We start from the raw sequence: 14,886 nt of genomic DNA, 5'->3' as shown, positions 1-14,886 counted from the left end.
CCGATCTGGTCGTGTCAAGGCACGCTTTCCCGCCTTGACACGACCTGCCGGCCGTTGAACAATCCGGCGTTCGGGCCGGCGGGACCCGCCCTCCCTGGGGGCCCGCCCCGCTTCCAGCGTATCGGCCCCAGCCGACAAAACCGCCGGCTCAGCCGCCAATCCACCCGGCCATCAACACCGCGGCCAAGTTGTGGACAAACCTCACCGGAACGCCGGATAAAAAGCCAAATCGGCATGCGGCCCCAACCGGGCAGCCAAAGCCGCCGCAACCCGGGCCGCGAACTCCGAAACAGCCGTCATCCGGACATACCCGGCGTGCTTCGCCAGATCCCGCCACCAGGTCACGAAAGCCGCCTCCCGGCTGACCGGGGCGGCGTGCCGGGACAGGTTCAACGCCCCCAGCTCCTCCCCCGTGATCAACCAGACCCGCAGCAGCTCACTCGACGTCAAATGCCCGGCCAGCGCCTCGTCATCGGCAAACGCCGGCCAGACCCCGACCACCTCGGCCCGCCATGCCGCGATCATCGCCTCGCTCATCCCCGCCGGCAGCGCCAGCGCGTCCGGCCAGCCGGCGAACGGCAACCGCAGGTGAGCCGCGTCGACCAGGGCCGATCGGACGCAGCCGTTCTCGAAGTCCAGGAAGCGGACGCCCTGCCCGGTGACCAGGTTGTTGTCCGGGCTCAGCTCGACCGGGCTGAACGCCCGGAATCCCGCCGCGCGCGACTGCTCCACCGCCGCCATCACCTGCGCGAGCACCTCGTCCGGCACCGGGATCCCGAGGCGCTTCTGGATCAGCGAAGGCACCTGCGCGCACAACGCGTCGACTCCTTCGGAATCACCCTTCGCCGGCCCGCCCAGGCGCCGCAGCAACGCGTTGAAGTCCGCCTCGCGGCCGGCCGTGCTCGCGTGCAAGCGGCCGAGGGAGCGGGCCCAGGACAGCAGCGCCCGCTCGGCCGCGCGGGAGTCGCGGGCGTAGAGCTTGTCCTCCAGCGTCGGCGTGCGGCCCAGGTCCTCCAGGACGAGCACGCGGTCGCGGCCGTCGTGGGCCACCAGTTCCGGGCACATCCGCTCGTCCGCGGCCAGCGCCGTGAACAGCTGGTAGCTGACCGCCTCCTGGGCGAACGGGTCGGCGCCGGACTCCGGCCGGTCCGGGTAGTGCTTGATGACGAGCGTGCGCGGGAGCGCGAACGACGACACCACTCGCGCGCGGACCACCGTGGCCGGCCCGCTCCCCGCGAGGTCCTCGGGCCCGACCAACGTGATCGCGCTGCCGAACCGGCGTGAGAGAACGGACTCGCCCGCCGCGACCGCCGCGGCGATGGCAAGCTGCTCGGCTCCTGCCCCGACTCCAGCGTCGCCGGCGGAGGAGGTGTCGACTGTCATTGTCACCGACCCTACTCGTGACTGAGCAACCATGACTACTGACATCCGGACAAAAAGGGGCATCCCGCGTGAAGACGGGTCACCCGCGTGAAAGCGGACGCGTTTCCACCCGTGAACGTTGCCCATTCCGGCGCACGATCAACACAATGGCCGCAGCTGCAACGATTCCGAGAAGGTTGACCAGCAGCTGCCCGACCGACTGGACGCACCGGCTCCACTCCCCCGCCACGGCCGCGACGACCGCGTACCCCGCGGCCGGCACCGTGGTCACGGAGATGAACACGCCCACCAGCGCGGCCGACTTCGCCGACGTCATCGCGAGCATCCCGGCGGCGCCGGCCAGCATCGCGACGACCAGGGAAGGCACGCCGACGGAGAACACGAAGTCGACCTCGTGGTTCTTGTCCAGCCGGAACGCGTCCGCGCCGAAGACGTCGGTCGCGCGCACGAGCAGCGCGCCGCCGAGCGTCACGACCATCGCCAGCGGGAAGCCCGCCCCCAGGGCGGCACCCGCCCGCCGGACGAGGTCCCAGCGGCGCAGCACCAGCCCGACCGCGAGCGCGGCCAGCGGGCCGAACTCCGGGCCGACCACCATCGCGCCGACGATCGTCACCGCCGAGTTCGTCAGCACGCCGACCGCGGCGAGCAGGCAGGCGATGGTGAGGAAGGCCAGGAACGTCACGTTCAGCCGGGATTCCTCACCGGTGCGCGCGACCAGTTCCTCCCACACGACGGCGTCCGCGGCTTCGCCCGGCGCGGCTTCTTCCGCCCGGTCGGCGGCGTCGGACAGCGCGGTGTCGAGCGCTTCGAGCGTGATCCCGCCGGTGTGATCGAGACCGAGGCCGCACAGCGCGTCGATGATCTCGTCCGCCGCCTCGCGGGCGATGTCGGCCTCGACCAGGTCACCCTCGGGTTCCACGGCGGCACCGCGGTGCACGACGAGGTGCGCGGTGCCGGCGTGGGCCCGCAGGATGTCGAGCGCCGAAGCGGTCTTCTCCTGCGGGCACACGGCCCTGAGGTGCAGCACTAGTTCTGCGGGGCGGCGGCCGGTTTCGCGTCGATCCCGGCTTCCTTGCGCTGCTGCGCGGTGATCGGCGCGGGCGCCGCGGTCAGCGGGTCGTACCCGCCGCCGGTCTTCGGGAACGCGATCACGTCACGCAGCGAGTCGGCCTTCGCCAGCAGCATGACGATGCGGTCCCAGCCGAACGCGATGCCGCCGTGCGGCGGGGGGCCGAACTGGAAGGCGTCGAGCAGGAAGCCGAACTTCTCCTGCGCCTCCTCCTCGCCGAGGCCCATCAGATTGAAGACGCGCTTCTGGACGTCGCCGCGGTGGATACGGATCGAGCCGCCGCCGATCTCGTTGCCGTTGCAGACGATGTCGTAGGCGTAGGCCAGGGCGTTGCCCGGGTCCTGCTCGAACTTGTCGATCCACTCCGGGGTCGGCGAGGTGAACGCGTGGTGCACCGCGGTCCACTTACCGGAGCCGACGGCCACGTCGTCGCCGATGTCCTCGACCGGCGCGAACAGCGGCGCGTCGACGACCCACACGAACGACCAGGCGTTCTCGTCGATCAGGCCGAGGCGCTTGCCGATCTCGTCGCGTGCGGCGCCGAGCAGCGGCTGCGTCGAGGCGGCCTTGCCCGCGGAGAAGAAGATGCAGTCGCCGGGCTTGGCGCCCGCCGCGGCGGCGACGTTCTCGCGCTCGGTCTCCGACAGGTTCTTCGCGACCGGGCCGCCGAGCGTGCCGTCCTCGTTCACGAGGATGTACGCGAGGCCGCGCGCGCCGCGCTGCTTCGCCCACTCCTGCCACGCGTCGAGCTGGCGGCGCGGCTGGTCCGCCCCGCCGGCCATGACGACCGCACCGACGTACGGCGCCTGGAACACGCGGAACGGCGTGTCGGCGAAGAACTCCGTCATGTCGGTGATCTCGAGGTCGAAGCGCAGGTCCGGCTTGTCCGAGCCGTACTTGGCCATCGCCTCGTGGTAGGTGATGCGCGGGATCGGCCGCGGGATCTCGTGCCCGATCAGCTTCCACAGCGCGGAGACGATGTCCTCGCCGAGCGCGATGACGTCGTCCTGCTCGACGAAGCTCATCTCGATGTCGAGCTGCGTGAACTCGGGCTGGCGGTCGGCGCGGAAGTCTTCGTCGCGGTAGCAGCGGGCGATCTGGTAGTACCGCTCCATGCCGCCGACCATGAGCAGCTGCTTGAACAGCTGCGGCGACTGCGGCAGCGCGTACCAGGAGCCGGGCTTGAGCCGCGCGGGCACCAGGAAGTCGCGCGCGCCTTCGGGCGTCGAGCGGGTCATCGTCGGGGTTTCGATCTCGACGAAGTCCTGGGCGTGCAGCACCTCGCGCGCGGCGCGGCTGACCTCGCTGCGCAGCCGCATGGCCGCGGCCGGGCCGCTGCGGCGCAGGTCGAGGTAGCGGTGCTTGAGCCGGACCTCTTCGCCGACGTCGACCCGGTCGTCGATCGGGAACGGCAGCGGCGCGGCCTCGGACAGCACCTCGAGCTGGGTCGCGAGGACCTCGATCTCGCCGGTGGGGATCTCGGCGTTCGCGTTGCCCTCGGGGCGCTTCGCGACCTCGCCGACGATCTTCACGCAGAACTCGGAGCGCAGGGCGTGTGCGCGCTCGGCCATCTCGCCTTCGCGGAAGACGACCTGGGCGACCCCGCTGGCATCGCGGAGATCGATGAAGATGACGCCGCCGTGATCGCGCCGCCGGGCCACCCATCCGGTGAGGGTGACGGTCTGTCCGGCCTGTCCGGCACGCAGGGTGCCGGCGTTGTGAGTGCGGAGCACTGCGACTGCTCTCCTTCGACATGGGGTGGTTCGCCTGTTGAGAAGGCTAACGAACCACCCAGCGTACGACGTCGGCAGGCTCGGGAGACGAAGTGGTCAGAGGACGTACTTGGGCCGGGTCTCCAGCGCCGCGACCAGGCGGTGGGCCTGGGACAGGTAGGCGGCGACCTGGTAGATGCGCCCGCCCGGGTGCGCCACCAGCCAGCCGGCGGCCGCGGTGGCGGAGGCGAAGAACGGCTGCCCCGCGCAGGCGACCGCGTCGACGCCGGCGAGCCCGAAGCCGAGGTCGACCGCCGCGACCACCGCGGCGGGCGGGTCGACCAGGAGGATCCCGTGCGGCATCAGTTCGATGCGGATGCGCGTGCCGGTGACCGGGCAGATCGCCGCCGCGTGGACGCGCTCGCCGGTCGCGATGGCGAGCAGGAACATGTCGACCGTGCCGTCCGGGCCCGCGCCGAGGGTGCCCTCGGCCGGCTCGAGGCGGTGGTGGGCGCCGCGGGGGGCGGGGCCGGTCGAGACGAGGTCGCGGTGCAGGGTGAACCCGATCAGCTCGACCAGGCGGCGGGCCTCGGCCGGGGTGACGCCGACGGTCGCGGCGAGCCTGTCCACGCCCACCGGGTGCCGGCCGGCCCGGGTCAGCTTCAGGGCGGCCCAGGCGAGCCGGGCGGCCGCGACACGGTCGGTCTGCGAGGTCGTCATCGTCCGGCTCCTTCCGGGCTCGATCCCTTCGACGTTAGGCGCCGGTGAGGCGGGGCGACAACGACACGATCGGACATTTTGCCGCAAACCGAAGACACCGCCCCCGAACGGCCCAGTGCGTCACCCAGTCGGTCCGAAAAGGACCATCAGAGCAGCCGCAGCTGCTCCGCGGGAGCGGCCTCCGCCGCCGGCAGCTCGGGACCCCGCGCGTCGAACCCGGACTTGCGGTCCAGGCCGTGCCGCCGCAGCAGCGGCCCGACCCGCGCCGCCAGCCCCTCGCGATAGGCCTTCCGCACGTAACTCCCCCGCGCGTACAGCTCGCGGTACCGCGGCACCAGTTCCGGGTGCGTGCCCGCCAGCCAGCGGCCGAACCACTCGCGCGCGCCGGGCCGCAGGTGCAGCGCGAACGCCGTCACGCTCGTCGCGCCCACGTCGGCGAGCTGGGCGAACAGCGCGTCCAGTGCCTCTTCGGAGTCGGTCAGCCACGGGAGCACGGGCGCCACCAGCACCGAGCACGGCAACCCGGCCTCGCGGGCCTTGCGGACCAGCTCCAGCCGCGCCCGCGGGCTCGGCGTGCCGGGTTCGAGGCGGTGCTGCAGCTCTTCGTCGAGCAGGGCGATCGACACCGCGAGCCCGACCGGCACGTCGCGGGCGACGTCGCGCAGGAGCGGCAGGTCGCGGGCCAGGACCGTGCCCTTGGTGAGCACCGAAAGCGGCGTGCCGGAGCGCGCCAGGGCCGTGATGATGCCGGGCATCAGCCGGTAGCGGCCCTCGGCGCGCTGGTAGGGGTCGGTGTTGGTGCCCATCGCGACGTGCTCGCGCCGCCACGACGGCTTCTTCAGCTGCGCGGCGAGCACCTGCGGGGCGTTGATCTTGACGACCACCTGGGTGTCGAAGTCGCGGCCGGCGTCGAAGTCGAGGTAGGTGTGGGTGTTCCGGGCGAAGCAGTTGTGGGACACCATGCCGTCGGCCACGAAGTCGCCGGTGCCGGTGGTGATGTCGAACAGCGGGAGCTGCAGCCCGAGCGGCTCGATCGCCTCCACGCGGCGGCGGCTCGCGCCGATCACCGCGCCTTCGAGGGACCGCTTCCACGTCACGGCCGGGTTGCCGACGTGGAAGAACCGGAGCACCTCGCCGACGCCGCCGAGCAGCCGGATTTCCTGGCGCGTCGGGAACTTCGGCACCTCGTCCAGCTGGTGGGCGAACCCGAACCGGTCGAGCGCGGCGACGAAGGCTTCGGCGATCTCGGGCTCGTCGTGCGCCACCGCGAGCACGCCGCGGCCGTAGTCGCCCGCGATGTCGAAGACGCCGGCGAGGAACCCGCGCTGCCAGTGGGCGTCCGGATCCGGCGGCACCTTGAGAAAACCGACCGACGCACCGAAGTCCGGCAGGTAGCGCAGCGCGCGGGCGGCGGCGTCCGGCTCGGCGGCGAACCCGCCGGAGCGCAGCATCCCGCAGAGGTAGCCGGCCCGGTAGCCGAGCGTCTCGTCCGGCGTCGGCGCGAACCGGCCGACGCCGATCAGCTCGGTGCCGGGCGTCAGGTGCGGCCGCTGCGCGGCGCCGAACTTGCTGCCGGTGACGTGCTTCCAGCCCTTGCTGGTGAGGAACCGGTGATCACCGCCGGCCACGAGCCGGGTGCCGTCGTCGAGGGTCACCCGGTAGGCGGCGCGCAAAGTGGTCCAGTGCGCTTCGACGCGGGTCGGCACCAGCCGCCGGGAGGCGCCGTGGCCGCGGGTGCCGTAGATCTCGTCGCCGACCTTCAAGTCGGACAACGCCTTCGTCCGGCCGTCGGCCATCAGGATCCGGGTGCCGCCTTCGAGGCAGTAGGTGCAGGCGTGCGAGCAGCCGCGGTAGGGGTTGACGGTCCACCCGAACGGCACCCCGGACCCGGCGGGCACCTTGTTCAGCACCGACCGCGCGTGCACCTCGTGAAAGGTGACGCCGTCGAATTTCGGTGACCGCACCGATCGCACCAGGCCCTCGAGCCCGGGCAGTGCCGGTTCACCCTCCCCTGTCCGCTGTCGATCCCATCGCACGGCGCCAGTCGAACATATGTTCTAGACGGGTGTCAAACCGGTTCGGGGCAAGCGGATCACGTGGTGCCGGTGGTGTTCGTGGGGCGGATGGGACGGCGCTGGGCCGACCGGGTGGTGTTCCGGACGGCCACTCAACCGGGCACGCCCGGCCGGCGTGGACGCCGTGCGAACCCATCCGCGACACCGGAAGGCAGGACCCGATGATCTCTCGAACCGCGAAGACCGTGCTCGCCGCGACAGTGGCGGCCGCCGGGTTGTCCGTTGCCCTCGCGTCACCCGCGGCCGCGGCGCCCGCCTACTGCACCGCTTCGAAGTCCGGCAACGGGGCGACCGCCTACTGCTACGCCTCCGCTTCCGGCACCCAGTTCCGGGCCATGGCCTATTGCCGCTACCTGACGCCCAGCGGCAGCTTCGACTACTCCTACTTCTACGGCGCGTGGCGGACCCAGGGCGACCCGCTCTGGTCCACCGCGGCCTGCGGTGCCGGGTGGAGCTACGTCAGCCCCAACGCCCAGGTGCGGTGAGACTCAGGACGAAAACCGCTCCAAGGCCCGGATCTTGTTGGTCGCGTCCAGCGCCGCCACCTTGTACGCCTCCGACAGCGTCGGGTAGTTGAACACCGCGTCCACCAGGTAGTCGACCGTGCCGCCGCAGCCCATCACCGCCTGTCCGATGTGGACCAGGTCGGTCGCGCCCGTGCCGAACACGTGGACGCCCAGGAGCTTGCGGTCCGTCGTGGACACCAGCAGCTTCAGCATCCCGTAGCTGTCGCCGGTGATCTGGCCGCGCGCCAGCTCGCGGTAGCGGGCGATGCCGACCTCGTACGGTACCGACGACGACGTCAGCTGGGCCTCGGTCGAGCCGACGTACGAGATCTCCGGGATCGTGTAGATGCCGATCGGCTGCAACGCGCCCAGCTCGTGGGCCGGCTCGCCGAACGCGTGGTACGCCGCGAGCCGGCCCTGGTCCATCGACGTCGCCGCCAGGGCCGGGAAGCCGATGACGTCGCCCACCGCGTAGATGTGCGGGACCGCCGTGCGGTAGTTCTCGTCGACCACCAGGCGGCCGCGCTCGTCCGCGCTCAGGCCCGCCGCCTCCAGGTTGAGCTCGCCGGTCATGCCCTGGCGGCCCGCCGAGTACATCACGCCGTCGGCCGGGATGCGCTTGCCGCTGACCAGCGTCGTGATCGTCGCGTGGTCGGAGACCGCCACGTCCGCGACCTTCTCGCCGAAGCGGAACGTGACGCCGAGGTCGCGCAGCTGGAACTTGAGCGACTCGACGATCTCCGGGTCGCAGAAGTCGAGCATGTGGTCACGCTGCTCCACCACGGTGACCCGGGAGCCGAGCGCGGCGAACATCGACGCGTACTCGATCCCGATCACCCCGGCGCCCACCACGACCAGCGACGACGGGATCTGCTCCAGCCGGAGGATCTCGTCGGAGTCGAGCACGCGGGCGGCGTCGAAGTCGACCTGCTTCGGCCGCGCGGGCCGGGTGCCGGTGGCGATCACGACGTGGTCGGCCGACAGCGTCCGCCGGTCGCCGCGGTGACGGCCGTCGACCAGGACGGTGTGCGGGTCGGCGAAGGAGCCGGTGCCGTCGAGCAGGTCGATGTGGTTGCGCAGCAGCTGCGCGCGCACGACCTGGACCTCGCGCCCGACGACGTGCTGGGTGCGGGCGAGCAGGTCGGCGATGGTGATGTCCTGCTTGACGCGGTAGCTGGCGCCGTAGAGCTCGCGCTGGTTCATCCCGGTCAGGTAGAGGACGGCTTCGCGCAGCGTCTTGGACGGGATCGTGCCGGTGTTGACGCACACCCCGCCGACCATGTCGTGCCGGTCGACGACCGCCACCTTCTTGCCGAGCTTCGCCGCGGCGATCGCGGCCTTCTGCCCGCCGGGGCCCGAACCGATGACGATGAGGTCGTACTCGTGCTCGCTCACGACGTCGAGCCTGCGCACCCGGCGCGCCGCGCGCAACCCCCTGCCGGTGAAGATCCGCGCGCGAACGGGTCGCGGAGTTGCGCGCGCCGGTGCTGCCCGCGCGCGAACGACCCCGCCTCGCCGCGCACCCGCCCCACAAGATCCGCGCGCGAACCGGCCTCGGGGTTAGCGTGTCCCGGTGCTGCGCGTCTCGCTGCTCGGCGAGCAGGTCATCGCCGACGACGCTTCCGGCGCCGTGCTGACCCGGTCGCCGCGGTCGGTGGCGCTCGTCGGGCACCTCGTCGTGCACGCCGGCCGGGCGCAGCCGCGGCGGCTGCTCGCCGGGCTGTTCTGGCCCGACTCCACCGACGCGCAGGCGCTGACCAACCTCCGCCGGGAGCTGCACCAGCTGCGGCGCGTGCTGGGCGACCCGCCCTCGCTGAGCGTCACCGGGCAGGACCTGTGCTGGCAGGACACCCCGTCGAGCCGGGTGGACGTGCGGGAGTTCGCCGTCGCGCACCGGGCCGCGCTGGCCGCCGAGGAACCCGGTGCCGCCGCGAGGCACGCCCGGGCCGGTCTCGAGGCCTACCGCGGCGAGCTGCTGCCCGGCCTGGCCGACGACTGGGTCCTGGCCGCCCGCGCCGAACTGGAACGCCAGTGCGTCGAGCTGTGCGACCTGCTCTGCCGGACGCCGTCGGGCGATCCCGCCGCCGCGCTCGCCGCGGCCCGCCGCCGGATCGCGCTGCGCCCGCTCGAAGAGACGGGCTACCGGACGCTGATGGCGCTGCAGGCGGCGGCCGGTGACCGGGCGGGCGCGGTGAGCACCTACCACCGGTGCGCGTCGGTGCTCGAACGCGAACTCGGCGTCGTCCCGGCCGAGGCGACCCGCGCGGCCCTGCGTCGGCTGCTGGCCCGGCCGGACCCCGAGCCCCGGCGGACGGCCGCGCCCGGGCTCGTCGGCCGCGCCGCGGAGCTGGCCCGCCTCGGCGAGCTCTGGCGGGTTGCCGCGGCGGGCCGCGCCGGGTTCGTCCTCGTGCGCGGTGACGCCGGAGTGGGCAAGACCCGGCTGGTCACCGAGCTCGCCGGGCTGGCCCGGGCCGAAGGCGCGATCGTGGCCGCCGGCCGGTGCTTCGCCGCGCCGGGCCGGCTCGCGCTCGCGCCGGTGGCCGACTGGCTGCGCACGCCGGCCGTGCAGCGGGCGGCGGCGTCGCTGGACCCGGTGTGGCGCGCGGAAGTCGACCGGTTGCTGCCGGCCACGCGGACGGCCGGCGGCGGGCACCCGACCGTCGACGCGTGGCAGCGCCTGCGGTTCTTCGAAGGGCTGGCCCGGGCGCTCACCGCGAGCGGGCGGCCGGTGCTGCTGGTGCTCGACAACGCGCAGTGGTGCGACGAAGAGACCGGCGCGTTCGTCACCTTCGGCCTCGGCCTGCTGCCGGACGCGCCGCTGCTGGTCGCCGCGACCCTGCGCGACGGCGACCCCGGCCCGGGCGTCGCGGCCTGGACGGCCCAGCTGCGTGACGACGGCAGGCTGACCGAGCTGCCGCTGCGCCCGTTCGACGCCGACGGCACGGCCCGCCTCGGCGAGGCGGTCGCCGGGCGTCCACTGTCCACTTCGGACCGTGAACTGCTGCACGCGGCCACCGGCGGCTTCCCGCTCTACGTCGTCGAAGCTCTACGCGCCAACGATTCCCCGCCCGCCGAGGGGTTGGCCGCGGTGCTGCGGACGCGGCTGGAGCAGCCGGGCCCGGCCGCGCGCGAAATCGCCGGGCTCGCCGCCGCGGCCGGCCGGGACGTCACCCTCGAGCTGCTCACCGAGGCGAGCGACCTCGACGCGGACACCGTCGTCGACGCCGTCGACGAGCTGTGGCGGCGCCGGATCGTGCGCGAGTTCGGCGGCGCCTACGACTTCACCCACGACCTGCTGCGCGAGACGGCCTACCAGCAGGTCAGCCCGGCGCGGCGGTGGCTGCTGCACCGGCGGCTGGCCCAGGGCCTGGAGCTGCTGCACGCCGGGGACACCGACGCCGTGGCGGCGCAGCTGGCCGAGCAGTACGCCCGCGGCGGCCGCCCGGACCGCGCCGTCGCGCACTACCGCCGGGCGGCGGCCGTCGCCGCGGGGACGTTCGCCCACGCCGAAGCGATCCGGCTGCTGCGAGAGGCATTGGCGCTGGTGACGGCCCGGCCGGCGAGCGGCAACCGCGACCGGGACGAGCTGGCCGTCCTCGAAGCGCTCGCCGGGCCGCTCAACGCCCACCAGGGCTACTCGTCGCCCGAGCTGCAGCGCACGCTGGAGCGGTCGCTCGCGCTGGCGGAGTCGCTGGGCGACGCGGAGGCCGCGCTCACCGCGCTGCTGGAGCAGTGGTCGTCGCGCTTCGTCCAGGGCCGGACGGTCCAGGCCCACGAGGCGGCCGAACGCGCGCTGGGCCTGCTCGCCCCCGGGACGAGCGCCGAGCAGGGCGGTTCGGCGCACTTCATCGTCGCGGGCTCGGCGCTGAGCCTCGGCCACGACCCGGCGGAGGCACTGCGGCACTTCGAGCTGGGCGCCGAGCGGACGCGCGGCGCGTCGTCGTGGCCGATCGGCACCCGCCCGGACGTCCACGGCCCGGCCTGGGCGGCGCACGCCCACTGGCTGCTCGGGCAGGAGGACGAGGCCGTGGCGTGCGGCGCCGAGGCGATCGCGCTCGCCCGCCGGATCGACCACCCGTACAGCCTGGCCATCGCCCTGGCGTACGCGGGGATGACGCACCAGATGCGCCGCGACCGGCAGGCGCTCGGAGTGGTCGTCACGGAGCTGCGGGCCCTGTGCGAGCGGTACGGCTTCGCGTACTACCGGGAGTGGGCGCTGCTGCTGGGCGGCTGGGCCCGTGGCGGCCCGGCCGGCCTCGCCGCGGCGCAGGAGGGCGTCGCGAACCTCAAGGCCGAGGGGTCGTTCGCGCGGATGCCGTACTGGTTGTCGCTGGTCGCCGAGCTGTCGCCACCGGACGCGGCCCGGGCCACGCTGGACGCGGCCCTGGCGGCCGGCGAAGCCCGTGACGACCGCTGGTGGCTGCCGGAGGTCCTGAGATTGCGAGCGGGCCACGACGCCGACCCGGTCCCCCGGCTCCGGGCGGCCGTGGAGCTGGCCCGCGGCCAGGGCAGCATCGCCCTGCGACGGCGGGCGGAGGCGGACCTGGAGCGATCCTGACCAGGCCCGAACGACCCGAACGCTGGGCGAACGCCGGCGGCCTACGTTCCCCTCCGGAACCGAAATCCGAGAGGGGCCATCATGACCACCACCGCCTTGCCGCACGAGGAACTGGCCGCTGCTCTGCGCGGCGACCTCGTCACGCCCGCCGACCCCGGTTACGACGAGGCCCGGGCCGTCTACAACGCCATGATCGACAAGCGCCCGGCGGCGATCGCCTACTGCCGCGACGCGGCCGACGTCGTCGCCTGCGTCCGCTACGGCCGAGCCCGCGGCCTGGACATCGCGGTGCGCGGCGGCGGCCACAACGCGGGCGGCCTGGGTGTCGCGGACGGAGCGCTGGTCATCGACCTGTCCCGGCTGCGCAGCACCACGGTCGACCCGGTGCGGAAGACGGTCCGCGCCGACGCGGGCTGCACCTGGGGCGACGTCGACCACGCCACGGTGGCGTTCGGCATGGCCACGCCGTCGGGCATCGTCGCGTCCACGGGGGTCGCGGGCCTGACCCTCGGAGGCGGCATCGGCTACCTGGCCCGCCGCTTCGGTTTGACGGTCGACAACCTCCTGGGAGCGGACGTCGTCCTCGCCGACGGTTCGTTCGTGCACGCCTCGGAGTCCGAGCACCCGGACCTGTTCTGGGCCTTGCGAGGAGGAGGCGGCAACTTCGGCGTGGTCACGTCGTTCACGTTCCGCTGCCACGACATCGGCGAGCACGGCGTGGTGATCGGCGGCCCGGTGCTGTACGACCTGGCGGACACGCCGGAGGTGCTGCGCTGGTACCGCGAGCTGCTCCCCGCGCTGCCGGAGGAGCTGAACGGCTGGTTCGGTTTGCTGACGGTCCCGCCGGCACCCCCGTTCCCGGAGCAGCTGTGGGGCCGCAAGGCCTGCGGAATCGTCTGGTGCTACACGGGCGCGCACGACAAGGCGGACGAAGTCCTGGAGCCGGTCCGCTCGTTCGGTGAGCCGCTGCTGGTCGGCCTCCACGACCTGCCGTACACGGCACTGCAGGGAGCGTTCGACGCGCTGTATCCCGCGGGCCTCCAGTGGTACTGGCGGGCGGACGTGTTCCATGAGATTTCGGACGAGGCCATCGAAATCCACCTGAAGAACGGCGAGAACCTGCCGACAATGCATTCATCGATGCACCTGTACCCGATCGACGGAGCGGCGAGCAGAGTAGCCCCGGACGCAACGGCCTTCCCCCACCGCAAGGGCGGCTGGTCGGGCGTGATCGTGGGCGTCGACCCCGCACCGGAGAAGGCAGCGGAAATCGCGGAGTGGACCCGCACCTATTGGGACGAACTCCACCCGACATCGGCTGGAGGAGCGTACATCAACTTCATGATGGAGGAGGGTCAGGACCGAGTGAGGGCGTCATACCAGGGCAACTACGAGAGGCTGGCGGCGGTGAAGAGGAAGTACGACCCGGAGAACGTCTTCCACATCAACCAGAACATCCGCCCAGCCTGACAACGCCCCCGGCCACCAACGGCACCCAGACCCCCCGCAACCCCGATCCGAAGCCAGAACCCGTCCGTAGTCACAATAACGGCTTCGGGGTGGCGGAGAACGAGCGAATCAAGACCGCAAACCACCTCGAGAACGCTGCCAGTCGGTCACCACACCCAACCCGGCATCAATCTCCTCCCCCAGCAAAGCCCCCAACAAAGCAGCAACATCCGCCCCAAGCAACTCCCCCACCCGATCCAGCAAAGACAAAGCCTCCCAAGGCGAACCAGCCAAAGACCCGGCACCAACCCCAGGCTCCGGCGGAACCAACCCCTCCTCCAAGCCGAACCGCCCAGCAGCCAAGAGAGCAGCCACCACCAGATGAGGCTGAGCATCAGCCCCGGCGAACCGGAACTCCAGCCGAGGCCCGGAAGCCGGCCCGGCCACCCGAACCGAGGCGGTCCGGTCGTCATACCCCCACCGAACCTCCCGCGGCGAGAACGGCGCGGTCCGCAACCGGACATAGGAGTTCCAAGTAGGCGCCCAAACCGCAGTCAGCGCCCGCGCATCCCGAAGCACCCCGGCCAGAAAACCACCCAGCAGATCGGGCTCCGACCCATCCACAGCGGACAAAGACAGGTGCACGTGCCCGGAGTTCCCCTGCCCAGCCGAAGGAGCGGCCAGATAATCGGCGGTAACCCCGTGCCGAGCCGCCACCCGGCGCACGATCAGTTGCTGCAGAAGAACATCATCACAAGCGGCCAGAGCATCCCGGTGCCGCAGCACGATCTCGTACTGCCCGGGATGACACTCGGCCCGCGCCGACTCGACGCCCAACCCGGCGTCGTCCAACGCGGCCCGCAGATCACGCAGCAACGGTGCAAGCCGCTCGGTCCCGCCCACCGCGTAGTCGGCCCCGTGCGAGGTGAGCGGCCCGGACGCATCCCGGAAAACGACCTCGTGCTCGATACCCACCGAAGGCACCAGCCCCAGCCCCTCCAACGCGGTGAGCTGAGTACGGAGCACCTCCCGCGGCGCCAGCTCGGCCGCACCCCCGGACGGCCACTCGGCATCCCCCACGACGGCCCAGGTCCGGTCCCCCAGCGGGATCGCCGACGCCGCGTCCGGCCGCACCCGCAGGTCGCCGAACCCTTCGAGGTACCCGCCGAGCACCCCGGACGCCGGCAGCGGGTCCCGGGACGGCGTCCACGCGAACACATAACTGCAAACGCCGTAACCATCATCGAGCACCGAGGCCGCGAACGGCGCGGCCAGCTCGACCGCGGCGAACCGGGCGTGCGGATCGGGCACCAGCAGGAGCAGCCGAGCACCGTCCTCGGCGAGCAGCCCCCGCAGCACCCCCTCCCCCGCCGCGGCCGCCGCACGCCGGTCGGCCAGCGACCGCGGGCCGACC

10 protein-coding genes are annotated in these 14,886 nt (G+C 72.6%); 3 read left to right on the top strand and 7 right to left on the bottom strand.

The genetic code is table 11. From position 1 onward, the window contains the following. Positions 1-201 precede the first annotated feature (201 nt). The 5 genes from ACWEVN_RS38725 to ACWEVN_RS38705 form a co-directional block, all read right to left on the bottom strand. Positions 202-1,383, bottom strand: coding sequence for a phosphotransferase (locus ACWEVN_RS38725; protein ID WP_452054586.1), 1,182 nt, complete (start codon positions 1,381-1,383; stop codon positions 202-204). Positions 1,384-1,462: 79 nt separating this feature from the next. Further along, a complete protein-coding gene (locus tag ACWEVN_RS38720; RefSeq protein ID WP_452054585.1) occupies positions 1,463-2,410 on the bottom strand; it encodes a DUF389 domain-containing protein in 948 nt (315 codons plus the stop codon). Then, positions 2,410-4,185 (bottom strand): aspartate--tRNA ligase, encoded by a 1,776-nt coding sequence (gene aspS, locus ACWEVN_RS38715; RefSeq protein WP_452054584.1) that lies wholly within the window; start codon positions 4,183-4,185, stop codon positions 2,410-2,412. The genes ACWEVN_RS38720 and aspS overlap by 1 nt, the downstream gene beginning before the upstream one ends. Before the next feature lie 96 nt (positions 4,186-4,281). After that, complete coding sequence (gene merB, locus ACWEVN_RS38710; protein WP_449683924.1) at positions 4,282-4,884, bottom strand: organomercurial lyase; 603 nt, start codon at positions 4,882-4,884, stop codon at positions 4,282-4,284. Positions 4,885-5,030: 146 nt separating this feature from the next. Further along, on the bottom strand, positions 5,031-6,920 hold the full coding sequence (locus tag ACWEVN_RS38705) for an intein-containing Rv2578c family radical SAM protein (RefSeq protein ID WP_452054583.1): 1,890 nt from the start codon (positions 6,918-6,920) through the stop codon (positions 5,031-5,033). 200 nt (positions 6,921-7,120) lie between these two features. On the opposite strand from ACWEVN_RS38705, the gene ACWEVN_RS38700 reads away from it, so the two are divergent. After that, positions 7,121-7,444, top strand: coding sequence for a hypothetical protein (locus ACWEVN_RS38700; protein WP_310974970.1), 324 nt, complete (start codon positions 7,121-7,123; stop codon positions 7,442-7,444). A 3-nt stretch (positions 7,445-7,447) separates the two neighbouring features. On the opposite strand, the gene sthA is transcribed toward ACWEVN_RS38700, so the two are convergent. After that, positions 7,448-8,860 carry a Si-specific NAD(P)(+) transhydrogenase gene (sthA, locus tag ACWEVN_RS38695; protein ID WP_449683921.1) on the bottom strand — a complete coding sequence of 471 codons (1,413 nt, stop codon included), beginning with the start codon at positions 8,858-8,860 and terminating at the stop codon, positions 7,448-7,450. A gap of 178 nt (positions 8,861-9,038) precedes the next feature. Here sthA and ACWEVN_RS38690 point away from each other — a divergent pair, with 178 nt between their 5' ends. Next, positions 9,039-12,023 (top strand): ATP-binding protein, encoded by a 2,985-nt coding sequence (locus tag ACWEVN_RS38690; protein WP_452054582.1) that lies wholly within the window; start codon positions 9,039-9,041, stop codon positions 12,021-12,023. Positions 12,024-12,104: 81 nt separating this feature from the next. Then, positions 12,105-13,493, top strand: coding sequence for an FAD-binding oxidoreductase (locus ACWEVN_RS38685; protein WP_452054581.1), 1,389 nt, complete (start codon positions 12,105-12,107; stop codon positions 13,491-13,493). A 108-nt stretch (positions 13,494-13,601) separates the two neighbouring features. Here ACWEVN_RS38685 and ACWEVN_RS38680 read toward each other — a convergent pair. Next, positions 13,602-14,886 (bottom strand): glutamine synthetase (locus tag ACWEVN_RS38680; RefSeq protein ID WP_452054580.1); only part of this gene is annotated, 1,285 nt, incomplete at its 5' end.

The organism is Amycolatopsis sp. NPDC003861 (genome assembly GCF_053605405.1).
This window is presented reverse-complemented; position numbering and strand designations above follow the sequence as displayed.

Excerpts from the sequence above, each read along its gene's own strand:
- ACWEVN_RS38700 (WP_310974970.1), top strand. The coding sequence starts at position 7,121 with ATGATCTCTCGAACCGCGAAGACCGTGCTCGCCGCGACAGTGGCGGCC.
- ACWEVN_RS38725 (WP_452054586.1), bottom strand. The coding sequence starts at position 1,383 with ATGACAGTCGACACCTCCTCCGCCGGCGACGCTGGAGTCGGGGCAGGA.
- ACWEVN_RS38685 (WP_452054581.1), top strand. The coding sequence starts at position 12,105 with ATGACCACCACCGCCTTGCCGCACGAGGAACTGGCCGCTGCTCTGCGC.
- merB (WP_449683924.1), bottom strand. The coding sequence starts at position 4,884 with ATGACGACCTCGCAGACCGACCGTGTCGCGGCCGCCCGGCTCGCCTGG.